The sequence below is a fragment of the Companilactobacillus bobalius genome, assembly GCF_009764355.1.
Map to the genome: position 1 here is coordinate 28753 of NZ_LNUA01000058.1, position 25287 is coordinate 54039.

Below are 25287 nucleotides of genomic sequence, written 5' to 3' on the forward strand. Positions count from 1 at the left end.
CATGAAGAAATTCTTTACAGTAATTGGCGGTATGGGTAGCCTTGCCACTGAAAGCTATATACATTTGTTAAATGAGAGGACACCTAGTAATAAGGATCAAGATTATCTAGATTATATTTTGGTCAATCATTCAAGTGTGCCTGATAGAACTGCACATATTTTAGATCACAGTAAACCCAGCTTTTTACCTCCATTGACAGAAGATATTAAACAACAAAGTTTATTGAAACCTGAATTTATGGTAATTATTTGTAATACAGCTCATTATTACTATAAAGAATTACAAGCAGCAACTGATATTCCACTAATTCACATGCCACATATGGCTATTAGTGTAATGAAGAATAAATATCCTAAAGCTAAGCGAATCGGTTTGATTGCTACTAAAGGAACAATTGCTGATCACGTCTATGAAGACGAAATTAAGAATGCCGGTTTTGAATTAAGCCTTGGTGATCAAGCAGTGCAAGATGAAGTTGAAAGCTTGATTTATGATGACATCAAAATTAAGGGTAAGATGAATGCTCCAAAGTATCACAAAATCTTACAAACAATGCATGATAAATTTGATTGCGATGTTATTGTCCTGGGATGTACTGAGTTATCGTATGCTCAAGAAAAAGCCCCAGATCATCCTTATCAAGTTATTGATGGACAAGGAATTATTGTTGATAAATCAATCGAACTTGGCCAAAAAATTCGTAATGGCGAAAAAATTGATTATACGAAAATTTATGGATAAAGAGAGCGGAATAAGCCCGGTTAGAATCTGACTTATGTAGCTCGTTTCCACTATATTGCATAGAACATTGGTTATTTACCGTAAAATAATAGCCACAATAATCAAAAACAGATTATTGTGGCTATTTTTCTGTCTAATTCTTACGGTTCGGTAATGTTTCTCGTGGAACATTGCAATAAAATACGTCATTCCTATATAATAACAAGTACAAGGAGGTACTTTTATACTATGTTTAAGAGATTATCGCTTTTTACAGTGATTTTGTCAGGGGTTTTATTAGCAGGTTGCAGTAGTCAACAAGCTACAAGTACAAAGTCAAATACTAGATCTGAACAAACAGAAAAGAGTACTAAGAAGTCAACTCCAGAGAAATCTGAGAAGTCTGACCAATCAAGTTCTACTTCGTCTTCATCAAATGATGATAACCAAGCAACTAATGATGATAATAACAGTGACAGTAATAGTAACAACAATAATACTGACACAACAAATAAGAACAATGATTCTACACAAACAAATCAAAGTTCAACAAAATCTGATAATAATAGCAACAGTACTGACACAAATAATAACCAATCATCACAAAATCAGAATACAGCACAATCATCACAAACAGGGGTTAATATTACGACAGCAGATCAAGCCACTTCTTTCTTAGCTGATAAGTTAAGCACAACGTATGATAAAGCTAATACACAATATGTTGCGAATGGTAAAGTTACTTGGAATAATGTTAATGGTTATCAAATAAATATTTATAGCAAGAATTCAGACTCTCCAGTTGGCAGTTACTTAGTACCAGCTAATGGTCAATATTTCCAAATTTGGTAATCTGAAATCACTTGCCTTTATAATAAGAATTAGTTATATTTTTCAGAGGTCGGGTCAAAACTATGTTTTGTTCAGGCCTCTGTTTTAGTTTGGCAATTATTTGAATAGAGGGAAAGAATGCGAAAAAGAAATTTTATTTTACTAGCTTTGTTTTCGCTATTGATAGTATTAGGGGGCTGTAGTCGTCGTGATACGTCACAAAAAATCATAACGACAACAGTTAATACTTATAAGGAACCGATACAGAGTGTTGTCGGTGATAAGTATCAAGTTGAATCAATAATTAAATCCGTCAATGTCGACCCACACAGCTTTTCAGCTTCAAGCAACAACGCTAAACAAGTTGCTGATTCACGATTGATTGTCGCTAATGGTTTGGGGTACGATGATTGGGTTGAAAAAATTGTGGCTGCTAATAGCCAAGAAAATAATATGATCGATTTTTCTCGAGATGTCTTGAAAAAGAAAGATGGCGATAATGAGCATGTTTGGTTTGGAGTTAAGAATGTCCAAGAACTCAGTCGAGCAGTTTATAAGCATATGGCCAAAGTCGACCCGAAAAATCGTGCGTACTATCAAGCTAATTTTAAGGAATATTATTTAAAATTGAATCGTTTAATCCAAAGAGAAAAAGCATTGAAGAAATATACGGCTGGTAAAAAGGCTTATGTAACTGAACCACTACCTTACTATCTCTTGAAAGATCTAGACGTGACAATTGCTAATCAACATTTTGCTAAAGCCATCGAAGAAGACACTGATCCGTCTATTAAAGATGTGAAAAATATGGAGATTGGTTTGAATAATCATAAAGTTAGTTTCTTAGTCGTTAATAAGCAAGTAACCAGTGGAATTATTACTAAGATGACCACTTTAGCAAAGAAACATCATGTGCCAATTATTTATTTCACGGAAACATTACCAAGTGATTTGGGATATTATAGTTGGATGGATCAAAATATTAGTCAGATTGAAAGGATAGTGAAGGAATAATCGTTATTAAGGCAGTCAATTTAACCAAACGTTTTGGTAAACAATTGGTTTTTCAAAATTTAAATTTTCAAATCAATGATGGTGACTTTATCAGTTTGATTGGACCAAATGGTTCTGGTAAAACTACTTTAGTCAAAATGATTATGGGTTTGGAAAAGAAGTCTAGTGGTGACCTAATCGTTGATCACAAGCAAACTATCGGTTATGTACCACAATTTAGAAATATTGATATCGATTATCCTTTGAATATCGAACAATTCGTCCGCTTGAATCTCAAATTCACTTTGAGTCCCAAAAAGCGTCAATCAGATAATCAATTGATTGAAAGAATTCTTGAAAAAACGGGACTAACAGCTTTGAAAGATCGACCCTTAGGATTAGCTTCAGGAGGGGAAAAACAAAAAGCCTATTTGGCTCAAGCACTCTTGAATGATCCTAAAGTACTGATTCTGGATGAGTCGACTGCTAGTTTGGATGTTGAAGTTAAGATGCAACTGATGGATCTAGTGGCTGAATTGAATCAAAATGAAAAACTGACGGTCATTTTCATTACACATGATTATGAATTAACTAAAAAATATACACATCGAGCACTCTTTTTCAGAGATCATGAATTACAAGAAGTTGATGTTAAAGATGTTTCAGAAGATATGTTTGAGATGGGAGGCTAAGCATGTTTGAATATGAATTTATGAGAGAAGCTTTTATTGCTAGTACTTTCATCGCCATCACTGCTGGATTAGTTGGTGTATTCGTTGTTTCTAGAAATATGTCTTTTCTTTCTCATACATTATCCGAAATTGGCTTTGCCGGAGCTTCTTTTGGAATTTTAGTTGGGATATCGCCTTTAGCAGGGATGATTATCTTTACATTGATCAGTTCAGTGGCAGTCGGTAGTTTGAGTAGTGAATCATCTAGACGAGAAGCGTCGATCAGTGCAATATCGTCGTTGTTCATTGGTTTAGGAATTTTGTTCTTGTCGCTGTCCTCAGAGTCGAGTAGTTATGCTACTAACATCTTGTTTGGTAGTATCGTCGGCATCAGTTCTAAAGAGGTTAATCAATTAATGATTCTGGCGTTATTCGTCATATTTGTCTTCATTATTTTCTATAAACCACTATCATTTGATTCATTCGACCATATTGGCGCTCGTGCTGCCGGTTTGAAAACAAGATTACTATCAGTTGCTTTCTTAGTAACTTTGGCTCTGAGCGTCAGTATTGGAGCTCAAATCGTTGGTTCACTATTAGTCTTTGTATTATTGACCTTGCCAGGAGCGACGGCCAAGTATTTAGTACATTCGGTGCCAAAATTGATTATGGTTTCAGTTGGATTGTCGTTAGCCGGAGTTTGGCTAGGTTTATACTTAGCTTTTGTAACAAATTGGCCAGTAACTTTCTTTATTTCAGCTTTTGAAGTAATTGCTTACTTCTTAGGATTAAGCTATAAAAATTGGAAATTAAACCATTAAGGATCTGAATAAATGTTAAAAGAACTATGGAATAAATATAAAGATATGATTCCTTATGCTTTCTTTGGAGTCTTGACAACTTTAGTTAATATTATTACTTTCGATGTTTTATGGCACTTCTTGGGATGGAATTATCAGTTTGCCAATGTATTAGCATACTGGCTTTCTGTATTGTTTGCCTATGTAACAAATAAACTATGGGTCTTTAATTCTCATACGGCAACTTGGAAAGACTTTTTTAAGGAAATGTTCTCATTTTTCCTTTTCAGAGCAGCTTCGTGGGTAATTGATCAAAGTATTATGACTATTGGTGTTTCCCTATTGCATGGCAATGCGCTAATCGTCAAAATTTTAGATAATGTAGTTGTTATCATTTTAAATTACGTATTTAGCAAATTTATTATTTTCAGAAAAAGAAATGGATAACAAAAAAAGGATTGAAAACGAGTTGGTTTTCAATCCTTTTTTTACTGTCTTTTCTAGTAAAAATTATTCTTGTAATTCGCGGATAGCTAAGGCGAAATCACCTAATGTAGCTGAACCGTTGTTCTTAATTACAGGCATTGTAATGTATTTCTTCAAATCTGGTACTTCAACGTAATCGTTTAGTAAGTCTTTGAATTGAGCACGAACTTTATCTAGGAATAGTTCGCTAACAACACCACCGCCGAAGACAATCTTGTCAGGTCTAAGGATAAGTGTAGCTTGAAGAGCTGCTTGAGCAACGTAGTAAGCCATAATATCCCAAACATGATTTGTCAAAGGAACATCTTGTCCTTTGATACCTAAACGAGCTTCAAATGTAGGACCAGCAACTAATCCTTCTAGACAGTCACCATGGAATGGACAAACACCCTTGAAATCTAGATCGTCAGGATGACGTTTTACAAGTGTGTGACCCATTTCAGGATGTCCGATACCACCAACAAATTTACCCTTATCAATGGCACCGGCACCGACACCAGTACCAACAGTGTAGTAAACTAATGAATCAATTTTTTCATTAGATAGAGTAGACATGACATATTCACCATAAGCTGAACCGTTAACGTCAGTTGTCCAGAACATTGGAATGTCAAAAGCTTCTTTCATTTTACCAACGAAGTCAGTATCTTTCCAACCTGGCTTAGGTGTAGATGTGATATAGCCATATTTTGGTGAGTTCTTACGTTGTTCGATAGGACCGAATGATGCAATTCCTAAAGCTTCAATATCAAATTGTTTAAAATAATCGATTGCTTTTTGTAATGTTTCTTCCGGTGTAGTCGTTGGAAAATGAACACTATCCTTAATACGGTAATCTTCGTCACCAACAGCACAAACGAATTTTGTTCCACCTGCTTCAATACTTCCTACTAACACAATAATCTCTCCTCAATCTTAGTAATCGTTTTCAATACTAATAAGATACTATTATTTGTTTTCAACGTCAAATTGATTTATGAAAGAATGAAAAAATATTTTTAAATAATTTGAAAATTATGAATATAAAATGATTAGAAATATTTTCTAAATCAAAAAACCTCATAACATTTAAACTGATATGAGGTATTTTTGATTAGTTAATAGATTGTATGTGATGAGTCTTCTTTGAAATCATTGAAAGCCTTGATAGTCGTATCTCTGTCGTGTTGTTCAAGATTCAAAACTTTTTTATCCTTCAAACCATCGGATAGGAATTTGTAAATGAAATCGTCTCTGAAGCCAATGTCCTTAGCATCTTCAGCAGTATTTCCGTAATAACAAGTTTTGATATTAGACCAAATAATAGCACCTAAACACATTGGGCAGGGGTAGGCATTGGTATATAATTCACAGCCGGACAAATCGTGTGTTCCCAATTTTTCGCAAGCTTTTCTGATGGTTGTGATTTCGCCATGTGCTGAAGGATCGTGATTTGCTAAAACATGATTACGACCTTGTGCAATAATTTCTCCGTCTTTAACAATAACGGTACCAAAGGGTCCACCAATCTGTGTTCCCACATTCTTTTGAGCCTCTTGAGCGGCCAAATCCATAAATTTTTTGTCATATGCCATAAGTAGTATCTCCTGGTTAACAATATTTTGATACTTGATTAGTATACTTCTATTTATATTTTCATAGAAATAATGATACAAAATGGCATATTCCTAATTATCAAAAATGTAAAAATATTTTTGTCTGTCTTGAATAATATAATAAAGCGCTACCATTTATAATAAATCATAATTATTATTCTTAATTTAGATAGGTGGAGGATATGAAAACCAATAGAATACAGCAAATGATATTATGTTTACTCTTATTTCTAGTGGCTATATTTGGCGTGTCTTCAATTCAAAATGTGCAGGCTGCGGAAATAGATGACGGGATAGATAACTGGTATGCGCCGTCTAGTCAGACAACTCAAGTAGGTTTGTTACCGATGGGGGATAATTTGGATTTGGGTTATACTTTTGGATTGGCCCAGGGATATAATTCTAATTCCAGTGAATTACCGTATTTTTTGAATGGTGGCGATGACTCAATCATTAAGGATTCAATTGCGAGTGGTAATTCGGTTCAATATTCTAAGATGGATGTCTTTTTGAAAAAAGGTGATAAATACGTTAATGCCCTTTTCCAAAATCGTGCAGGGAGCAGTATTGAGACGAATCGTAGTCTGGCTTCATCGTTGTCACCAGATTTTATGATTGTACCGTCTGATTCAACGACGACTAAAGTTACAGCGATGGAATATTCGGTTTTGCCATCACAATTTTCGGGGACGGATCCAACTAATCGGATGTCGAACAAAAAGTATTATATTGGAACCGACCAGAATGGAAATGCTGCTTATAAAATTGTTGGCGATTTGAAACGTAATAGTAAGACCTATGGAGTGTTCGATTTAAAAGTTGAATTATTGATGCGCGCCGATCCTAACAATGGAGCTGTTGTTCAAAGAGAAATGTATGTTTATAATCCTAGTTCGACGACACAGAAGTTCACAACCATGTTCGCTGAAGATACCGCTTTAGGACTAATGGGAAAAACTGATCAGTCATATATTTATGATATGGGTGAAAGTCGTGGATTGATTATAACTTCTAGAGCTGATTCCTCAGATAGATATACTCTTCTAATTACTAATAAAGTTAAGGATGGATTTGACCAGTATACGGGAGTCGCTAGAGATTTATTAACTAATCCGACTAATTGGTTGGATGGTTTCAAGAACAGCAAGAATCAAAGTAGTATTGATGGTTCAGGAGCTGAGAAAGACAATAATGCTTACGGAACTTCACTTTTCAAAACTAGTGATGGTTCGCCGAGAGTCGTTGATACAGCGTATGCACTGAAATGGAATCCTACTACTTTGGAACCGGGACAGACAGCTCACTTTGTTTCAACCATGGGAGCAATGCCGCAATCTTCTGCTTCACCATCCGTTTCAAAAACTTATACTAATAAAACTAATTCTACAGGTAAAAATGAAGTTGGAGATCGTTTGAAGTTTACGTTGAAAGTAACTAATGATGGTTATGGATCAGAGTGGTCTTACGATAAATTGATTGATGAGATTCCTGAAGGTTTGCAAATAGATACTTCAACAATAAAAAAATCCAACGATGGAACCAACTTTACCGCAGTTCCAGCCAGTAGTTATGATGATACAAATCGAATTTTAACTGTTATGCCAGGTTATTCTCTAAAGGATAACGATGCTGCAACGATAACTTTTGAAGCTGTTGTTGAAAGTGGTGCTGGTACAACAATTAAAAATACAGCACAATTCTTTGGAACTGATCAAAAAGTATCTGGAGCAACACAGAAAAAATATTTAGCTTCAATCGACGTACCAATTGAGAAATTAGCTTTCAATTATAACTTTACACGCCAAGTTAAAAATGAAACTAATAAAGAAACATATTATGCGGATCAAACAACTGCTAAAGTGGGAGATGTCATCAGTTATAAGACAAAATTTGAAGTGGCAAGTGATAGTTCTCATCCACTAACTAGTGCTACCAATATGATTAGTACTTTACCAAGCAGTTTGGGTACACCTTATGATATTACCGTTACAGGAGCTGATGGAAACAGTTATCCGCAAGGTGGTACCAATACCGGAGTTGTTAGAGAAGTAAAAGCTGGCGAGTCAGTTATTGTCGAGAATAAGGCCAAAGTTACTTCGGCAGCAGTTGGTAAGATAACGACTAACGCTACTTTGAAAGGTGGAGTCGTAGCCAATAAAGATTTGGATGATCTAATTTCTAATAACGCTGAAGTTTCAATTGAAAATGTTGACGGTATTACGTCAGTTCCACAAATGATTGACTTTGGAACGCATAACTTTGCAGGTTCTAGTTTGGAAGCAAATAATGTTAAGACTGACGGTGAGCTGATCGTTAATCATCCGACAGATAATCCGTTCATGATTTCCGTATCCTACGATAATACTGATCCAGACTTACGGATGAAGAATAGTGATGGTGACACTTTAAGCAACGATTTGGGAAATATTTTATTCTTCCGTCAACGCCAAACAAGCGTCACTGATTCCGGAACGTGGCAACCAATTTTGGCAAACGGAACAAGAATTCAGTCAGAGAGCTTCTCAGGCGGACAAGATAATTTAGATTTATCAGAGTATATCGGAGCCGGTTCTTGGAAAATAAAGATGGATAGCAATACTAAGTCAGGTAACTATAACGGAACCATAACGTGGCAAATGGTAGACTCAGCTTAGAAAAATAAAAAAGGAAAACCATTAGCGGTTTTCCTTTTTTAATCTGAATTAGTAAATCTTAGTATCACGAATATCTTTAAGAATATTGAGTGAACCATCTTTGTAACTGAGGAAACCATAAACTAAGATACCGAGGATTCCACAAATAGCAATAACGATAATTGCTCCAACTTTAGTTGCGTCAGAGATTACGTGAACAATTAATAAGTTAGCAACTACTACTACTACTAACATGATTACACCGTCAATAAGGATACGAATTAATTTCTTACCTAATTCCCTATCAACGATTTCAAATTGCTTGTTGATCAGTCTAAATGCGAAGTGACTCATAATTACAAAAGCAATAGTTGTTGCAACAACTGGTCCGTAAACACCTAAAGCCAGAGTTAATGGTAATTGAAGCACAATCTTTAGTACATAAGCGATTGCTAGATAAATCATTGATTTCTTCATATGATGAGTAACTTGAAGAATGTTTTCCAAAATCATAAATAGACAGTAGAAGAAGGCTTCAAAACATGAAACTATCAGAACTTTTGAACCGAGGATACTTTGATCGTAGAAGACAAAAGCGGTCCAGAGTTGACGACTGATAGCCATGACTCCGAAAGTAGCTGGAAGAATGATGAAGACCGTGAATTGCACAATTTTACGCATGAAGTTTTGAATATATTCGTTGGAAACCTTCTTGCTGACCATAGCTGACAGAGCTGGAATAACGGAAGCAGATACGGAAATGGCAAGGGAAACAAGGACCATAATAATCTTATTAGCCTGGAATCCGAACATCGCATAGAGATTATCAATTGTTTTTTCACTAGCATGAAGAATTAATTGATAGATCCATGTGAAAGTTGTTTGGTCGAATAATTGTAAGACAGTCATGATAGTATCGACTAGCAAAAATGGAATCGCCGAACGCAACATCGAACCAAAATTGATATCAATAGTTTCATCGGTAGGTAAATCATCTTTTGTTTTGATATCATCAATTGTTACTGAACGTCTGACTTTGACACGAATCCAAAGTAAGAAGATATAAGCCAATGTGGCACCGATAAATGAAGCAAGTGTTGATTGGTTAACAGCTGAGATATAGTTACCTTTTTGTAAAATCATAATTGTGTATGTGGCATAAAGCATATAAGCAACACGGGCAATTTGTTCGATAACTTGTGAAAAGGCTGAATAGGAAATAAAGGCATAACCTTGAATATAACCTCTCAAAATACCTAGAGCTGGAATAATTAGCATTGCAACACTCAAATATTTAATCGGCGTTACAACACGCATATCGCCAGCCGCTAAAACGATGGCAACATATTTTGCACCGAAGAACATAATTGCAGCACAACCAATACCAACTAAGGTCATATAGAAACTGTACTTCTTGAAGAGTTTCTCACTTTGATCAAAGCGTCCCAAGGCATTGTGAGCAGCAACTTCTTTAGAAATAGCTGAAGGAATACCTGCTGTAGCGATAATCAAAAAGAGATTGTAAATATTATAAACTTTTCCGTACATGGCATTAGCCGCGTTAACAGCTAACGGACCGATCCAAATATTCCAGGGAATAATATAAACAACCGCTAGAATACGAGAAATAATTCCACTAATGGAAATCCACAGGGAACTTTTTAGTAATGAATCTTTTTTCATTTTTTTATCCATTCTTTATAAAATTACTTATATTATAGAAGCTTTTGGTTAACGGTAAAAGAAGAGTACGAAAATCAAAGCTATTAGAGCGGGTAATCCTTGTAGAAAAATAATTTTTCTAGTGGCTGTCATAGCACCGTAAATTGCTACGATGATGACATAAAGCATCAATAAGATCATGATAATTTTCAAAGTTGTACCAGTGAAGAAAAGAATCATTGCGAGAATTAAGATACCTAAGGCACCGTTATAAATGCCTTGATTAGCTAGAGCAGTTTTGGCATGTTCATTTTTAACGAAGTCTAGAGGCATATCGAAAGCCTTAGCTTGTTGTTCTGGTTTAGCAAACATTTCTAGACCAGCAATACCAATATGTTCTAAGGCCACTAGTGCAACTAAAAATAAAGTTAAGATTTGCATTTTAATCTTCTTTCTATATTAAAAAGTATAAGTATTATATTAGCCTGTTTTAAAAAATCATACAATGGAAACAAAAAAGAAGAATCAAAAGCTTATGATTCTTCTTTAGTATTCATCATAGCAAATTTTTCAGTAAATTTACCTTTTTGATTGATTTTAGCGTGTCTAAGACTATCCATTTCTTCATAAGTAATTGAAGCATCATCAAGAATTGCGCGAATAACTTCTTCCAGGTCCCCTAATTCTTCGACTAAGTTAGCGCGAGTGGTAGCGGCTTTCACTTCAGTAGCTTCTTCAACTACTTTCTCACGTAAAGAGAGGCGGTAATCGTCGTTTGAAAGTACTTCAAATTTAGAATCGTCATTGATAATAGTGGGTATTTTGTCCCGAACCAATTTTCTCATATTGTAAGTTCCCCCTAAAACGTTGTGTAAAAGAATCTTACCACACAAAAAGTCCAGAAGCTGAGAATTTGATAACAATAATATCATCATGATATTATTTAATTAAAATAAATATAAAAGTGTTGATTATTATGAGTATTTCAAGTGTAGAGATAACAGAAATATGTGGTGCCTTGTTGTTACTAGTAATGATAATTATAATTATTTTGCTAGTTCTAAATGACCTAATTCGTAAAAGAATGGAGTTTGCTTGTAAGGATGTCTTAGCTAATCGTCAAAAGATTGATGATATCGCTTTGGACGAGAAAACTTCTTCCTATTTGAAGAGAAATAATAATCACGAGCTACATCGACTTAATGAATATATTTCTAAACAGAACGACGTTATACAATATAAATTGTATTTAAAGAAACGTCGATTCGATTTTTATTTAAAAAAACAAAATTTATGGAATTATAAAGTTATAGCAATAAAAATGTATGAATGAGGCTGTCGTTATGACGATGGCCTCTTTTTATTGATTGACTATCACCGAAAAATCGGATAACATGTTTATAAATTTTACCTATATTTAGGTAAAACAAATAATTAGGAGGAAGATCATGTCGGCATGGGATACAAAATTTGATAAAAAAGGATTCACTTTTGATGATGTTTTATTAATACCAGCAGAGAGTCATGTTTTACCAAATGAAGTAGATTTATCAGTTCAACTAGCTAAGAATATTAAGTTAAATACACCAATTTTGAGTGCAAGTATGGATACAGTTACCGAAGCACCAATGGCTATTGCAATGGCCCGTCAAGGTGGTTTGGGTGTCATTCACAAGAATATGAGTTTTGAGCAACAAGCTGATGAAGTATCAAAAGTTAAGCGTTCTGAAAATGGTGTCATCATTGACCCTATTTATTTAACTGCAGATGACAAAGTTAGTGAAGCAGAAAAATTGATGAGTACTTACCGCATAAGTGGTGTTCCCATTGTAACTAATACAACTGATTTGAAATTAGTTGGTATTATTACTAACAGAGATTTACGTTTCATTACTGATTTCTCAGTTAAAATCGGTACGGTAATGACAAGTGAGGAATTAATTACTGCACCACTTGGAACATCTCTAAAAGAAGCAGAACAGATCCTTCAAGAACATAAGATCGAAAAATTACCTTTGATTGATAAGAATGGTCGCCTAGGTGGATTAGTTACAATCAAAGATATTGAAAAAGTAAAAGAATTTCCTAATGCCGCTAAAGATCAATATGGACGTTTGTTAGTAGCCGCTGCTGTTGGTGTTACTAGCGATACTTTCGAACGTGCAAAAGCTTTACTTGATGCCGGTGCTGATGCCATTATTATTGATACAGCTCATGGCCACTCAGCCGGAGTTTTAAGAAAGATTTCTGAAATCAGAGCTAAATTCCCAGAAGCAACTCTAATCGCAGGTAATGTCGCTACTGCTGAAGGTACAAGAGCACTTTACGATGCTGGAGTAGATGTTGTTAAAGTTGGTATTGGACCTGGTTCAATCTGTACAACTAGAATCGTTGCCGGTGTCGGTGTTCCTCAATTAACAGCCGTATATGATGCCGCAAGTGTTGCTCACGAATATGGCAAGACAATCATTGCCGATGGTGGTATCAAGTACTCAGGTGATATCGTTAAAGCTTTAGCAGGTGGTGGTAACGCCGTTATGCTTGGTTCAATGTTGGCGGGTACTGATGAAGCACCTGGCGAATTTGAAATCTATCAAGGTCGTCGTTTCAAGACTTACCGTGGAATGGGTAGTTTAGCTGCCATGTCACATGGTTCATCTGATCGCTACTTCCAAAGTGGTGTTAACGAAGCTAATAAGTTAGTTCCCGAAGGTATTGAAGGTCGTGTCGCAGCTAAAGGTGCTGTTGGCGATGTAATTTATCAATTACTTGGTGGTTTACGTTCAGGTATGGGTTATGTTGGTGCTCATAATTTGAAGGAATTACAAGACGCTCAATTTGTTCAAATCTCAAATGCTGGTTTAAGGGAATCACATCCACATGATGTAACAATTACTAAAGAAGCTCCTAATTATTCAGTTAAATAACAAATAAATTTTCAGATTTGTTTAAAGAATCTGTCTTTCGTAAAGGTAGCAGCAACTATTTAGAATAAAACGTATGTATTTATGTTTCTAAATAGTTGCTGTTTTTATTTACCGTAAAAAATGTTATCTGGTGCTCAAGAAACTGAACAAACGATTTACAATAATTACAGGATATATTTTGTATCAGGGGGAAAATATGAATAATCAGGGACAACAACCAAGTACGAGACAAGCTAGATCCCAAAATATGAAGTTTGGAAGATATTCGTATTTTGACGGGGGACTTTTTGAATTGATCTTGCTGAGTTTGGGCGGATTCATTATGACAGTTTTTACGATTGGAATTCTTTATCCTTGGGCGCTTTGTTTGGTCTATGGATGGAAAATTAATCATACCGTAATTGAAGGCCACCGAATGCACTTTAATGGAACTGGTTTAGAACTATTTGGTAATTGGATTAAGTGGTTCTTATTGTCGATCATTACAATTGGTATCTATTCATTTTGGGTTAATATCAAATTGGAAGATTGGAAAGCTAAACATACGACTTTTGTAAATTAATTTATCGTTATAACGATAAATAAGACTAGTGCAGCAGCTATTAAAAGTGGCCGTTACACTAGTCTTTTTTATTGTTTTTTAATAATGAAAGTATGTCCTTTAAGATAATAACAAGTCAGCCAATGTTGCTGGCTCAATTTTTCCTAGGTTGGCTGTTAAATCAACCTTTTCAAAAGCAGAGATTAAAGCCTCTTTAGTAAATTCGGTTCCTAAAAGGGCTTTTTCAATCAAAGTAATATCACCACCGGTAATGAAATCACCATAAATTTTGATGTTGGAAATTTTGTTATCTTTCAAAGAGAAATTGAAGGCAACAGTACCGATGTCATAATGCTTAGAAACATAATTAGTGAAACCGGGATTCTTACCATAATTCCAAGCGTCAGTGTCATATTTATTTTCTAGACGAGAATCGATAATGTCCCAATCATGGTCGTTCAAAGTATAAGTTTCAATATCGGAAAGTTTATCGACATGGTAGATTCGTTTCAACAATTCCTCTCTGAATTGATTGGCATTCATACTTCTGAAAGGTTCATCCAGATAAGGTTTGATATTGGTAATACGTTTATTAACAGACTTAACACCTTTAGATTCAAGCTTGTCTTGTTCAGGAGTTAGAACTTTACTGGCAGTATCCATGTCCAAATCGAACATCAGAGTACCACCGGCGGCGTAAGAATCACCGACTTTGAACATTGTCATACCAGAGAATTTCTTACCATCGACAACGATATCGTTACGACCTCGCATTTCGACACCAGTAGCGCCCATGTCATGCAAAGCGTCGATGATTGGTTGGGCAAAATAAGCATAGTCTCCAAAATGTTCGTCGTCACCAATAATGATATTTTCGAAAATTAGATTTCCATAATCGTGATAAACAGCACCACCACCAGAAGTTCTACGGACTAGTTGAATTTTATTTTTTTCAAGGTAAGGGAAGTTAACTTCGGCATAAGCATTTTGATGAACACCCACGATGACCGAAGGATTATTGATATAGAGGATCAAACCATGGCCTGGTAGACGAAGATCATTCACTAGGTAATTGTCCAAAGATTGATTAACTATGGCATTATAAACTGGTTTTCCATTTTTAGATGTATCGATAAAGAACATATACTTCACTCCTTCTTAATTGATTAGTTTTATTGTAAGCCCTTTCGAAGAATGAAGAAATAAAATTTCACAAAAAAAGCCTGCCAAATTAATGACAAGCTAGAAGTTATTTAATTAGAACCATAATGATAGGCACAACGATCAAACTCAATAGAGTCGTTTCAGTAACCATGATGGCAGCATAATTAGAATCGGCGTGGTAAAGCTTTGCTACAACGGGGGCATTGGTCATAACGGGCATAGCTGCTTGAACAATGAAGACCTGTCTCATCAAAGGCGTGGCAGGAATAAATAGGAAGAGAGCAGCCATTAATAATGGAGCACACAAGAATCTTCCAAAGAGAATTGCCAAATTGTCTTTGTGAAATGAAATATTCTTCAAACCGGCGTTATAGATAGAAATACCAATGAAAATCATCGATAGAGGAATAGTCAAATTACCCAGATATTCAAAGTCTGACATTAAGAACTTAGGCAATTGAATATGAAGCATGACTAAAATCAATCCGATGATGAATCCCATCAATGGTGGTGAAAAAATCTTTTTAAGAGTTGTCTTCAATTTGAATTTACCTTTGATTTCTCCATCCATTTGGATCAAATAAGTACCAAGTGTCCAGAAAAAAGTTGTGTTAGCCATGTAATAGACTAAAACGTAAGGCAAACTTTTTTCACCGAATAGCGCCATATTGACAGGTAAACCGACGAAGACGGTATTAGAATTGAAAAACATTGATGAAAATAACCCCTTATGTTTAGGATCAATTTTCAAAACTTTGATTAAAATTATAGAAACAAAGATCAAAATGGTCATCGACAAAACTGGAATGGCTAAGTCGGGTAAGAGTTTGATCAATTTTTCAGCAGTAAAGTCTTTAGTAATGGTTGAAATCATATAGGTAGGTAAAGCAACTTGTGTAACTAATTTTGCAATTAGCTGTGTTGAATTTTCTGAAAACCAGCCTAAATGGGTTAAACCATAACCAACGGCAATAAGGCCTATGATTATTAGAATTCCTTGAATACTTGAGAAGAAAACGCCCATAAAAAACACCCTTCAATAGTAAATATAACTTCTATGGTACTCTTTTTTGCAAAGAGTGGTGAAATTGAGAAATTATTGTTTATTTTTTTGTAAATGAATCGGTCCGGAGAGTAGTTCAGTCAAGTAAGTTTCGGCTTCGTCAAGGGTTACTTTATGTTGTCCTAAGTAGATCCATTTCAGAATTTCGATAATTGTTGTACTACAATGTTGAGCTACTAATTCTGATGGAGTATGAATAACTTTGGTATCAACACTATTTTTGATTGATGCGTAAATGACATCGGTAAAGTGGCGGACAAAGTGATTGACCAGCGGGCTGTCGATTGGATTATTCTCGATGATACTTAATAGTAGGGATTGATAATCTTCGAATAATTTATAAATCTGTGCGAAGGTCTCTTTAATAGTTAATTTGTTTTCTTGAGTATTGTTGACATCCAAGTGAGTGTCTTGTCCTAATTTGAACCAACAGAAATTCAAGAGATCAAATTTGTCATCAAAGTAGTTGTAGAAAGTGGCACGCGGGTAATCGGCTTTTTCGCAGAGAGCATTTACTGTAATTTTGTCAAAAGGTTTCTCGGCTAAGGAATCAAACATAGCGGTCGCAAATGCCCGTTGGGTGCGTTCAATACCACGTGATTGTTTAATATTTGGATCGTATTTCAAAATGTAAGCGCCTCAATTCTGGACAATTTTCATAAAATGTCAAAGTTTAGACAAAATGACAAGACTTGTCTCTTGCCCAAATTCGTAATTAACCTTATCATTACATTTGTATTTTTACAACTGTCCAAGTATGGATAACTGAATTTGATTAAGGGAATGTGATTTTTATGAAAGATTTTCGTCGTAAACAGTGGCCAGCACTGATCGTATGGTTGGTTGTAATCTTGATTGCAATCGTCGCTATGCCAAATGTTTCAGAGTTAGTCAGAGAAAATGGTGGGATAAAGCTACCCAACACAGTGGAGAGTGAAGTAGCTAATAAGATTCAGAAAAAAGCGAATAACAATAAATCGGTTCGTACCTACACAGCCGTTTTTAGTAATGGAAATCAAAAGCTTTCTTCCAATCAAACCGAAAAAATTAAAGATACTCTGTCTGATTTAGAGAATGAATCAGGTTTGAGTATTACAAATGTTATGGGACCAACAGATAATGCTGAAACAAAGAAGCAGTTGGTTTCTAAAGACAAAACTACTCAGTTAGCTCAGATTACGGTCAAAGCTAATGGAACTGTTAAGCATCAAGTTAGAGAGCTTAATAGTCAGTTAAAGACGTCTGGAATTAATACTTACGTCACAGGTAGTGATGCCTTGAATGATGACTTCTCAACAGTTACTGAGAAAGGTATTCAAAAGACTGAAGTTATTGCGGTTATCTTCATCTTTATCGTTTTGATCTTAGTCTTCCGTTCACCAATCGTACCAATTATTTCCTTATTGAACGTTGGTGTAGCCTTTGTTACCAGTTTGAGTGTTGTCATGAATCTAGCACAGCATGCCGGATTCCCAATCTCTAACTTTACCCAAGTCTTCTTAGTCGTTGTCTTGTTTGGTATTGGTACTGATTACAATATTTTGCTCTACGATTACTTTAAGGGAGCATTGGCAGAGGGACTGGATCCAGTTTCGGCGATGAGGTCAACTCGTAAACACGGTGGTCGTACAGTTCTCTATTCAGGAATTTCAGTTCTAATCGGATTTTCAGTTTTGTGGCTAGCTAAGTTCTCGTTCTATCAAAGTGCTTCAGCTGTCGCAATTGGTGTTCTTGTTCTATTGCCAGTTCTATTGACATTGAACATGTTCTTCATGGCCGTACTTGGTCCAAAATTATTCTGGCCAAGTAAAATTTCTAACGGTAGTAGTTCAAGTCGTTTATGGCATGGATTATCTAAGACAGCTTTGGCACAACCAGCTATTGTCTTGGGTGTAATTGTTATTTTAGCTATTCCATTTGTCATGACTATGAACGCTGATTTGAACTTTAATAATGCTGATGAATTACCAAGTAGCTATAAGTCAAAAGCTGGATATGAGATAATTCAAAAGCACTTTTCTAAAGGTATGACAGCTCCTATCACAATTTATATTCAAAGCGATAAGAAGTTGAATACTCAATCTAAACTAGCTGCTGTCGATCAATTAACACAATATCTTCAAAAAGAAGATGGTGTTAAGACAGTCGCTTCTGCAACTGAACCAGGTGGTAGTAAGATTGGTTCAATGTATTTGAAGGATCAATTGAAGACTATTACTAAAGGTTTAGCCTCATCTAAAAAAGGTTTAAATACTATTAAATCAGGTTTGGATAGTGCTAATACACAATTAAGTAATGCAAATATCAGTGGTAGCATGAGTCAAGTTCAACAATTGGCTGATGGTACTCAAGAGTTACAATCTGGTACACAACAATTGCAATCAGGTATCAGCAACTACACAGCTGGTGTTTCAAGTGCCAACTCTGGTGCTCAACAATTAGCTTCAGGTAGTAGCCAAGCAGCCAGCGGTGCTAATACTTTAGCTTCAAGTACACAGACTTTGGCTAGTGGTGCTAACCAAGTTGCTAGTGGCTCTAATCAATTAGCATCTAGTGTTGGTAGTGCGGCAGCTAGTTTGCCTACATTGACTGGTCAAGTTCAACAATTGAGTCAAGGGAGCAACACTTTAGCTACTGAAATGAATCAATTGACTGCAACAGTTAACCAATTAAAACCATTGCTTGCTCAATTACAAGGTAGTGGTGCACTTAGCCAAGCAACCGGTGGTCAATTAAGTGCTAACCAAATTTCTACATTAGTAAGTAGCATTAATCAATTAAACAGTGGTGCCGGTACTTTGAATAGCGGTATCAATCAATTTACAGGTTCACTTCCTGGTTTAACAAGCCAAGTTAGTCAATTAACTAGTGGTACACAAACTCTAGCAAGTGGTACTAACCAAGTTGCCAGTGGCGCTGGTCAATTGTCATCAGGTGCTAACAGTCTTGCCAGTGCTAACTCACAAATTGCTAGTGGGGCAAGTACTTTAGCTAGTGGTACTAATACATTGGATGCATCAAGTTCTACTTTGAATAGCGGTGCAAGTACCGTTGCCTCTGCTAGTCAACAAGTTAATACGGGTGTTCAAACATTGAATACTAAGTTACAATCAATGTCTTCACAAGTTGAACAATTACAACAAGGACTTGGTAGTGCTTCTGATGGATTAACAACCTTGGCAGATGGTAGTGATACCATGAATCAATATTTGACTGAATTACGTAAGTCATATATTGGTGATGATTTCTATCTACCTAAGGCTACAATTAAGTCAAAGGCCTTCAAGCCAGCCTTAGATACATATATGGCAGATCATCATAAGATTACAACTCTAACCGTTGTATTAAAGGGTGATCCAAATTCAACTAAAGCTAATACCCAATTCAAACGTATGCAAAAAGATTTGAAGTCCCAAGTTAAACATGGCGCATTAGCTGGAACTAAAGTTGCTATCGGTGGTCAAACATCACAAGATAACGATTTGAGAACTCTTGCTAATGGTGACTTTAAACGTACAGCTATTATCATGTTGATTGGTATTGGAATTGCTTTGATTGTTGTTATTAGATCAATTTTGCAACCAATGATGATTATTGGTACATTGTTAACTGCTTATGCTGTTTCAATGAGTTTAACAAGAATGATTTCTGCAACCTTCTTGGGTAGACCATTATTGAGTTGGAATACACCATTCTTTACTTTCATCATGTTGATGGCTTTAGGTGTTGATTACAGTATCTTCTTAATGATTCGTTACAGGGATGATCACGATGATGCTAACTTGAAGAGTCAGATGTTAAGAGCTGCTACAGCAATCGGTGCGGTTGTTATCAGTGCTGCTATTATCTTGAGTGGTACCTTTGCCGCTTTGATTCCTAGTGGTGTTACAACCTTGATTCAAGTTGCTCTAGGTGTAATTATCGGATTAGTTGTCTTAGTCTTCATCTTACCTATGACTATGTCCAGTTTGATCAGTTTAGCCGAATGGCATGAAATGAGTGAACATGGCGATCTTAAGAAAAAGAAAGCTTCAAAAGAAACTAAATAGTTAAAATAAAAGATCCAGTGACTCGATGTTGAGTTGCTGGATCTTTTTTATAACCATGGTTCTATTGGAGATAGTGGAAATTTGCCGTCCTCCACAACAAGAAAATTTGGCTGGAACGCCATGGGCCGACTTGAAGCTAATAATTTTGTACTTCGCACAAAATCATGGATCTTCAAGCTCGGCCTTTGCCTAAGCAATAAATTGCTAAGGCAAATTTCATGGCTGAGCTAATTTTCTTGTTGTTCCGGACTGGTGTGTTGTTCTTGTCTTTTATGTTTTTGAATTATTGAATAGTGGATTAATATTTATTTGGATGGAAGATAGTGTTGGATTTAAGATTGTGTTTCATTTTTTGGTTTAAAAAATAGAAGCACTCTCTAGTCCGGAGTAAAAATTGGGAATGCGTTCAACTATAAGATTATTGTTACCGGCTATGCCGGTTACAATAAGGCCGACTTTGGAAATCCATTATTTTGCACGAAGTGTAAAATAATTAGTTTCAAATCGTGCCTATAGTGTTCCAATGCATTCCCAATTTTTACGGAGGACGGGAATTTAAGTATATTTCTTACTTTATTCATACCGTTTGTGAAAGTATTTACAAGGGTCAACTAAGGCGGTAGAATTAAGTATGACAAATATTTGGAGATGAAGATTAATGGATGAAACAAAGAATTTAGTTAATAATGATTTTAAAGATATTATGTTCGATCGTCATTCATATAGAAAGTTCCAAAGTGATGTAAAGATTTCTCGTGAAGAAATTTCAGAAATGCTTGAAGAAACTATTACTGCTCCTTCAGCCTGTAACTTACAATCATGGCACTTTGTTGTCTGTGATGATGAAGAGGGTAAGAAGAAAGCTCATTCTGTTATGATGCCTTTCAATTACCCACAGACTGACAGTTGTTCAGCTATCATCTTTGTTTTAGGTGATACTCAATCACACTACAAGTACCGTGATGTTTGGAATAAGGCTTGTGAGAATGGTCAAATTAGTCCTGAGGAACGCGATAAGGTCTTCAAGACTTTCTTACCTTTGTATGAACATGCTGACAGAAGTTTCCTTGAAAAGGATGCTACAATCGACGGTAGTATGGCTGCTATGCAATTGCTACTAGTTGCTCGTGCTCATGGTTATGAGGCTAATCCAATGTCAGGTTATGATTTTGGTAAAATTGCTTCAACTTTTGGCTTGGATAGTGAAAGATATATCCCAGTTACGGCCGTTGCTATTGGTAAACCAGAAGGCGACTATACTAAGTCTGTTCGTTATGACGTTAAAAATGTTACTGATTTTATGTAAAAACGAAAAAAAGCTCGATGCACTACTAGTTGATAGTAGCTGCATTGAGCTTTTTTATTTAGTCTTCATTTTCTTCAAAGTTTGAAAATGACTCCGGTTTAGTGTCTTCAACAGGCACTTTACCGCGTTCTTTTAGGAAATAGATGATTGACATGACAACTAGGAAAACAACTCCTACAAGTAGCGATACGGTTGTCTCAGGGTTTAAGAACATGAATATCAGAATTATCACTAAAGAAATGATTGCTAGATAGTTACTGATGGGGAAGAGTGGCATTTTGAAGGGATGATCCTTCATCTTATCTTTATTGATTTTACGGAACTTCAATTCACTAAAGAGAATAACGAACCAAGGTACCATACCTGGAAGAACACTTGAACTATATACAATAACGAAGACGTCACCGGAAGTATGTAATAAAACGGGTAATGAATAGTTCAAAATTAGTCCGATTAAGATACCAATAGAAATAGCCAATACAGGAATGTAGGGAACGTTATGACGTGACAGTTTCACGAATGATTTAGGTAAGTGCTTCTCTAGTCCCAATGTATAAAGCATTCTACTAGAACTGAAAATACCAGAGTTACATCCGGACATAGCGGCTGTTAACATAACAAAGTTAATAATTTCGGCCGCAAAAGTAATTCCGACTTTAGAAAATGTTTCAACGAAAGGTGATCCAATTGTACCTAATTTGTCCCAAGGGTAAATCGCAACGATAACAAAGATAGCTCCAATATAGAAAATCAGGATACGGCCAACGATTGAACGAATTGCTTTGACAATATTTTCTTGAGGATTTTCAGCTTCACCAGCTGTAATACCAATAACTTCAATTCCTTGATAAGAAGCCACAACGATTGATAAGGCAAAGATGAATCCTTTTAATCCACCAGTGAAGAAACCGCCATGAGTCCAAAGATTACTGATACCAACGGGATGACCGTGGTTACCAACTCCAAAGACGATAACGAAGAATCCTAGAATAATCATCATAATAATTGTTAAAACTTTGATTAAGGCAAACCAAAATTCCAACTCACCATATGCTTTGACAGATGAAAGATTAGCCAGGCATAATGTAACAACAACTACTACACCAGCTATCCACTTTGGCATAGTTGGGAACCAAAATTCTAGATAGGTTCCGACCGCAATAACTTCACTGATACCTACTACTAAATATTGGAAGACATTGCTCCAAGCAGTTAAATATCCAACTACGGGATGTAGATATTCAGTTGCGTATTTGGCAAACGAACCGGTTGAAGGATCAACGTATAACATTTCTCCAAGAGCTCGCATTACCATGTAAAGGATGACGCCGGCTAATCCATAAGCTAATAGGACAGAGGGGCCGGTCCATTTGATGGTTGAAGCGGATCCCATGAATAATCCAACTCCAATTGTTCCACCTAAGGCAATCATTTGCATTTGTCTAGATGATAGACTCCGACTTAAGTTTTTCTTTGCCATATTAACTTCACTTCTTCTTTCCATACAATGTGTTCATAATATGTGAAAAGATGTTTTTTTTACATGGACTATATGATACCGCAGATTAATGAAATTGTCATTTATTTTTTCACTAAGTAAGTTACTTGTCATATATGAATAGGATAGGTGAAATATGAGTTGTGTTATTCATAATTTAAAATAAAAATTAATTAAATGTGATTCAATATAAATATAATGATATGTATTTACAATTTAAGGTATAAATTAGATAATGATAGTGTATAAGTAAAGGAAGTTTTTAAATCTCAAAATGTGCGGAATATAAGGTGGTCAAAAACCTTGATATCCCGCACAAAATATTTTTAGGATTTAAAAATAATAGGATGAGATTATGGATATTAATATATTTATTGAGCGGAGAAAATCGCTGAAAATATCCCAAGTAAAACTGTGTAAAGGCATTTGCACGCAATCAACTCTTAGTAAATTTGAAAATAATGGTCGAATACCTTCGTTGACCATTTTAAGTAAATTATGTGAGAGATTGGGACTTTCCGTAGATGATCTGTATAAGAATTCAATAGCTTCTACAACTCATATGAAATCAATTTTGGATAAAGCCGAAAGTGAATTGATGATGGAAGATTATTCGAATGTTTCAGAAAGTTTATCTGGAATTAACGCAGATGAAATTCATAATAATGCGCTAAAAATGCAATATTATTATCAACGGGGATTATTTAACGCGTTAACAAATGATAAGCTTGAAGACGCCTTCTATTGTTTTGCGCGAATTTTAGAAGATTTGGACGAAAGACATCAAACTATCTATACTCATTTAGCGTATGTAGGATTAGGTATCTTTTATTCTAAAATGGGTTTGATTAAAGAGGCTAGTTTCTTCTTTGAAAAGGTTTGGAATTACATTGATGTTCACAAAGATGAAACTTTTCAGAAAAATGGCATCAATATTTATTTAAGAATTTTGACAATTGTGTTTTATACGGCAGAGTTTTATATAAAGGTTAATGATTACGAGAAGAGTAATGAATTGATCTCACGGGGAATAAGACTTTGTTCGGAACAACATATTACTTACTATCTACCAAGGTTAAAGTTCCTTTCAGCTGTGATTGCTATTAATGAAAAGAAGCCACACACAGAAATTGAAGGATTATTGAGCGAGTCTTTGGCATTTGCTAAAATCAATCATAATGAAGTTGTCGAAGCTAGAATTAAGGCTTTACGTGAAAAGTACAATAAAGAAGTAGATTTAAAAAATGAATAGATTTTATCATACTAAAAAAGCTGACCGTTTTCGGTCAGCTTTTTGTTTAAGCTAATTTTCTAATCAATTCATAAAATCCTAAACCAATCAAAACAATTAGACCAAGCAAACTAAGTATCCAAGTGGTTTGATTGCCGGTTTGTGGTAATAAACCTTTCGTGACATCTTCGTTTGAAGTATTAGGATCACTAGCTTTTGCCGGTGTGAGAGGATTGTCAGGAAGTAATGGAGTTGAATCTGTTGATGTAGATTCATTGTTATTAGATTCTGATGGAATCAAATCAGTATCGGTAGAAGTATTAGGATTGCTTGGTTCTGTAGGTTGCTCAGGTTCTGTTGGAGTAGTTGGAATTGTAGGATTTGTTGGTGTCGTTGGTTTGTCAGGGTTGCCTGGCTTACCAGGATTTACTGGTGTGTTAGTCGAATGAGTGTTAATAATGGAAATATTGTTGTCATCGACTTGTTTGACTTCGGTAGTATAACCTGTAACTGGAGTTTCCTTAACAGAATATTTAGCGTTCTTATCAAGGTTATTCCAGGTGTATGACCAATCATTATCTGCATTCAAAATAACGGGATCACCAGTGTTTTTACCATCAGCTAATAATTGAACTTTAACTTGATCGGGACGAATCTTATCTTGGTTATTTTTATCGTTCCAAGTCTTTGTAACGGTCAAATTAGTTTTGTTATCAACGGGTGGTGTTACATGATTCAAAGTGTTAGTAATTGTAGCAAGACCATCTTTTGTAACAGTCTTTGTTGTGTAGCCAGGAACTTTAATTTCTTTGACTGAATATGTAATATCTTTGCCGTTTTCTTGTTTATCAAGATCTGACCAAGTTTTGGTCCATCCGCCTTTGGCATTTAAAGTGACAGGATCGCCGACGTTTTTACCATTAGCAGTTAATTGAACTTTGATTTCACTTGGACGAGTACTATCGGCATTGTTGTCGTCAGCCCATTTCTTAATAACAGTGAAGGTACGTTTGTTATCAGAAGGAGTTACTGATTTAGGTGTGTGCTTATTAATGATTGTTATATGTGTTGCATCGGTTGAAGTAGAAGTTGCTTCATAACCAGAAACATCATTTT

General features: G+C 35.4%; 21 protein-coding genes and 1 pseudogene. 12 read left to right on the plus strand and 10 right to left on the minus strand.

Annotated features, from left to right (window positions below; translation table 11 throughout):
• The first annotated feature begins 1 nt into the window (after position 1).
• The 6 genes from ATN92_RS12960 to ATN92_RS12985 all read left to right on the plus strand — a co-directional run bounded on the left by ATN92_RS12960 (position 2) and on the right by ATN92_RS12985 (position 4463).
• On the plus strand, positions 2-742 hold the full coding sequence (locus ATN92_RS12960; RefSeq protein WP_056955045.1) for an aspartate/glutamate racemase family protein: 741 nt from the start codon (positions 2-4) through the stop codon (positions 740-742).
• Positions 743-970: 228 nt separating this feature from the next.
• Positions 971-1573, plus strand: a complete 603-nt coding sequence (locus ATN92_RS12965; protein ID WP_056955043.1) for a hypothetical protein — start codon at positions 971-973, stop codon at positions 1571-1573.
• Between the two features lie 117 nt (positions 1574-1690).
• On the plus strand, positions 1691-2566 hold the full coding sequence (locus ATN92_RS12970; protein WP_056955041.1) for a metal ABC transporter solute-binding protein, Zn/Mn family: 876 nt from the start codon (positions 1691-1693) through the stop codon (positions 2564-2566).
• A gap of 44 nt (positions 2567-2610) precedes the next feature.
• Positions 2611-3237: an ATP-binding cassette domain-containing protein gene (locus ATN92_RS12975; RefSeq protein WP_234032601.1), complete on the plus strand. Its 627-nt coding sequence runs from the start codon at positions 2611-2613 to the stop codon at positions 3235-3237.
• Positions 3238-3239: 2 nt separating this feature from the next.
• Positions 3240-4037, plus strand: a complete 798-nt coding sequence (locus ATN92_RS12980; protein ID WP_054642695.1) for a metal ABC transporter permease — start codon at positions 3240-3242, stop codon at positions 4035-4037.
• 12 nt (positions 4038-4049) lie between these two features.
• Positions 4050-4463, plus strand: a complete 414-nt coding sequence (locus ATN92_RS12985) for a GtrA family protein (RefSeq protein ID WP_056955037.1) — start codon at positions 4050-4052, stop codon at positions 4461-4463.
• A 63-nt stretch (positions 4464-4526) separates the two neighbouring features.
• On the opposite strand, the gene scrK is transcribed toward ATN92_RS12985, so the two are convergent.
• Positions 4527-5399 carry a fructokinase ScrK gene (scrK, locus tag ATN92_RS12990; protein WP_056955035.1) on the minus strand — a complete coding sequence of 291 codons (873 nt, stop codon included), beginning with the start codon at positions 5397-5399 and terminating at the stop codon, positions 4527-4529.
• A gap of 200 nt (positions 5400-5599) precedes the next feature.
• A complete protein-coding gene (locus ATN92_RS12995; RefSeq protein ID WP_056955033.1) occupies positions 5600-6076 on the minus strand; it encodes a nucleoside deaminase in 477 nt (158 codons plus the stop codon).
• A gap of 203 nt (positions 6077-6279) precedes the next feature.
• Between ATN92_RS12995 and ATN92_RS13000 the strand changes: the two genes are divergently transcribed.
• The gene (locus ATN92_RS13000) at positions 6280-8751 is read left to right on the plus strand and encodes an isopeptide-forming domain-containing fimbrial protein (RefSeq protein ID WP_082604613.1); all 2472 of its coding nucleotides are present in this window, start codon (positions 6280-6282) and stop codon (positions 8749-8751) included.
• A gap of 48 nt (positions 8752-8799) precedes the next feature.
• On the opposite strand, the gene ATN92_RS13005 is transcribed toward ATN92_RS13000, so the two are convergent.
• The 3 genes from ATN92_RS13005 to ATN92_RS13015 form a co-directional block, all read right to left on the minus strand.
• Positions 8800-10413, minus strand: a complete 1614-nt coding sequence (locus ATN92_RS13005) for a polysaccharide biosynthesis protein (RefSeq protein WP_056955030.1) — start codon at positions 10411-10413, stop codon at positions 8800-8802.
• 48 nt (positions 10414-10461) lie between these two features.
• A complete protein-coding gene (locus ATN92_RS13010) occupies positions 10462-10833 on the minus strand; it encodes a DUF1304 domain-containing protein (RefSeq protein WP_056955028.1) in 372 nt (123 codons plus the stop codon).
• A 92-nt stretch (positions 10834-10925) separates the two neighbouring features.
• Positions 10926-11237, minus strand: a complete 312-nt coding sequence (locus ATN92_RS13015; protein WP_056955026.1) for a nucleoside triphosphate pyrophosphohydrolase — start codon at positions 11235-11237, stop codon at positions 10926-10928.
• A 603-nt stretch (positions 11238-11840) separates the two neighbouring features.
• On the opposite strand from ATN92_RS13015, the gene guaB reads away from it, so the two are divergent.
• The gene (gene guaB / locus ATN92_RS13020; RefSeq protein ID WP_056955023.1) at positions 11841-13319 is read left to right on the plus strand and encodes an IMP dehydrogenase; all 1479 of its coding nucleotides are present in this window, start codon (positions 11841-11843) and stop codon (positions 13317-13319) included.
• Positions 13320-13566: 247 nt separating this feature from the next.
• A complete protein-coding gene (locus tag ATN92_RS13025; protein ID WP_056955200.1) occupies positions 13567-13881 on the plus strand; it encodes a DUF898 family protein in 315 nt (104 codons plus the stop codon).
• Between the two features lie 99 nt (positions 13882-13980).
• Here the strand turns inward: ATN92_RS13025 and lplA are convergent, their stop codons facing one another.
• From lplA to ATN92_RS13040, 3 genes are all read right to left on the minus strand, one after another.
• Complete coding sequence (gene lplA, locus ATN92_RS13030; RefSeq protein ID WP_056955021.1) at positions 13981-15003, minus strand: lipoate--protein ligase; 1023 nt, start codon at positions 15001-15003, stop codon at positions 13981-13983.
• 106 nt (positions 15004-15109) lie between these two features.
• The gene (locus ATN92_RS13035) at positions 15110-16048 is read right to left on the minus strand and encodes an AEC family transporter (RefSeq protein ID WP_054642681.1); all 939 of its coding nucleotides are present in this window, start codon (positions 16046-16048) and stop codon (positions 15110-15112) included.
• 72 nt (positions 16049-16120) lie between these two features.
• On the minus strand, positions 16121-16714 hold the full coding sequence (locus tag ATN92_RS13040; RefSeq protein WP_056955019.1) for a TetR/AcrR family transcriptional regulator: 594 nt from the start codon (positions 16712-16714) through the stop codon (positions 16121-16123).
• Between the two features lie 167 nt (positions 16715-16881).
• Between ATN92_RS13040 and ATN92_RS13045 the strand changes: the two are divergent.
• Together ATN92_RS13045 and ATN92_RS13050 are read left to right on the plus strand one after the other, a co-directional pair.
• Positions 16882-20073, plus strand: a pseudogene (locus ATN92_RS13045) (MMPL/RND family transporter); the annotation flags it as partial.
• A gap of 721 nt (positions 20074-20794) precedes the next feature.
• Positions 20795-21442 carry a nitroreductase family protein gene (locus ATN92_RS13050; protein WP_056955017.1) on the plus strand — a complete coding sequence of 216 codons (648 nt, stop codon included), beginning with the start codon at positions 20795-20797 and terminating at the stop codon, positions 21440-21442.
• A gap of 58 nt (positions 21443-21500) precedes the next feature.
• Here ATN92_RS13050 and ATN92_RS13055 read toward each other — a convergent pair whose 3' ends face one another.
• Positions 21501-22922: an amino acid permease gene (locus ATN92_RS13055; RefSeq protein WP_056955015.1), complete on the minus strand. Its 1422-nt coding sequence runs from the start codon at positions 22920-22922 to the stop codon at positions 21501-21503.
• A 373-nt stretch (positions 22923-23295) separates the two neighbouring features.
• Between ATN92_RS13055 and ATN92_RS13060 the strand changes: the two genes are divergently transcribed.
• Complete coding sequence (locus ATN92_RS13060) at positions 23296-24192, plus strand: helix-turn-helix domain-containing protein (RefSeq protein ID WP_056955013.1); 897 nt, start codon at positions 23296-23298, stop codon at positions 24190-24192.
• A 46-nt stretch (positions 24193-24238) separates the two neighbouring features.
• On the opposite strand, the gene ATN92_RS13065 is transcribed toward ATN92_RS13060, so the two are convergent.
• Positions 24239-25287, minus strand: a 1049-nt coding sequence (locus ATN92_RS13065) for a Cna B-type domain-containing protein (protein WP_158106798.1), incomplete at its 5' end; no start/stop codon positions are given.

Coding starts and splice junctions, on each gene's coding strand:
- ATN92_RS12960 (WP_056955045.1), top strand. CDS start 2: ATGAAGAAATTCTTTACAGTAATTGGCGGTATGGGTAGCCTTGCCACT.
- ATN92_RS12965 (WP_056955043.1), top strand. CDS start 971: ATGTTTAAGAGATTATCGCTTTTTACAGTGATTTTGTCAGGGGTTTTA.
- ATN92_RS12970 (WP_056955041.1), top strand. CDS start 1,691: ATGCGAAAAAGAAATTTTATTTTACTAGCTTTGTTTTCGCTATTGATA.
- ATN92_RS12980 (WP_054642695.1), top strand. CDS start 3,240: ATGTTTGAATATGAATTTATGAGAGAAGCTTTTATTGCTAGTACTTTC.
- ATN92_RS12985 (WP_056955037.1), top strand. CDS start 4,050: ATGTTAAAAGAACTATGGAATAAATATAAAGATATGATTCCTTATGCT.
- ATN92_RS12995 (WP_056955033.1), bottom strand. CDS start 6,076: ATGGCATATGACAAAAAATTTATGGATTTGGCCGCTCAAGAGGCTCAA.
- ATN92_RS13000 (WP_082604613.1), top strand. CDS start 6,280: ATGAAAACCAATAGAATACAGCAAATGATATTATGTTTACTCTTATTT.
- ATN92_RS13005 (WP_056955030.1), bottom strand. CDS start 10,413: ATGAAAAAAGATTCATTACTAAAAAGTTCCCTGTGGATTTCCATTAGT.
- ATN92_RS13010 (WP_056955028.1), bottom strand. CDS start 10,833: ATGCAAATCTTAACTTTATTTTTAGTTGCACTAGTGGCCTTAGAACAT.
- ATN92_RS13015 (WP_056955026.1), bottom strand. CDS start 11,237: ATGAGAAAATTGGTTCGGGACAAAATACCCACTATTATCAATGACGAT.
- guaB (WP_056955023.1), top strand. CDS start 11,841: ATGTCGGCATGGGATACAAAATTTGATAAAAAAGGATTCACTTTTGAT.
- ATN92_RS13025 (WP_056955200.1), top strand. CDS start 13,567: ATGAAGTTTGGAAGATATTCGTATTTTGACGGGGGACTTTTTGAATTG.
- lplA (WP_056955021.1), bottom strand. CDS start 15,003: ATGTTCTTTATCGATACATCTAAAAATGGAAAACCAGTTTATAATGCC.
- ATN92_RS13035 (WP_054642681.1), bottom strand. CDS start 16,048: ATGGGCGTTTTCTTCTCAAGTATTCAAGGAATTCTAATAATCATAGGC.
- ATN92_RS13050 (WP_056955017.1), top strand. CDS start 20,795: ATGGATGAAACAAAGAATTTAGTTAATAATGATTTTAAAGATATTATG.
- ATN92_RS13055 (WP_056955015.1), bottom strand. CDS start 22,922: ATGGCAAAGAAAAACTTAAGTCGGAGTCTATCATCTAGACAAATGCAA.
- ATN92_RS13060 (WP_056955013.1), top strand. CDS start 23,296: ATGGATATTAATATATTTATTGAGCGGAGAAAATCGCTGAAAATATCC.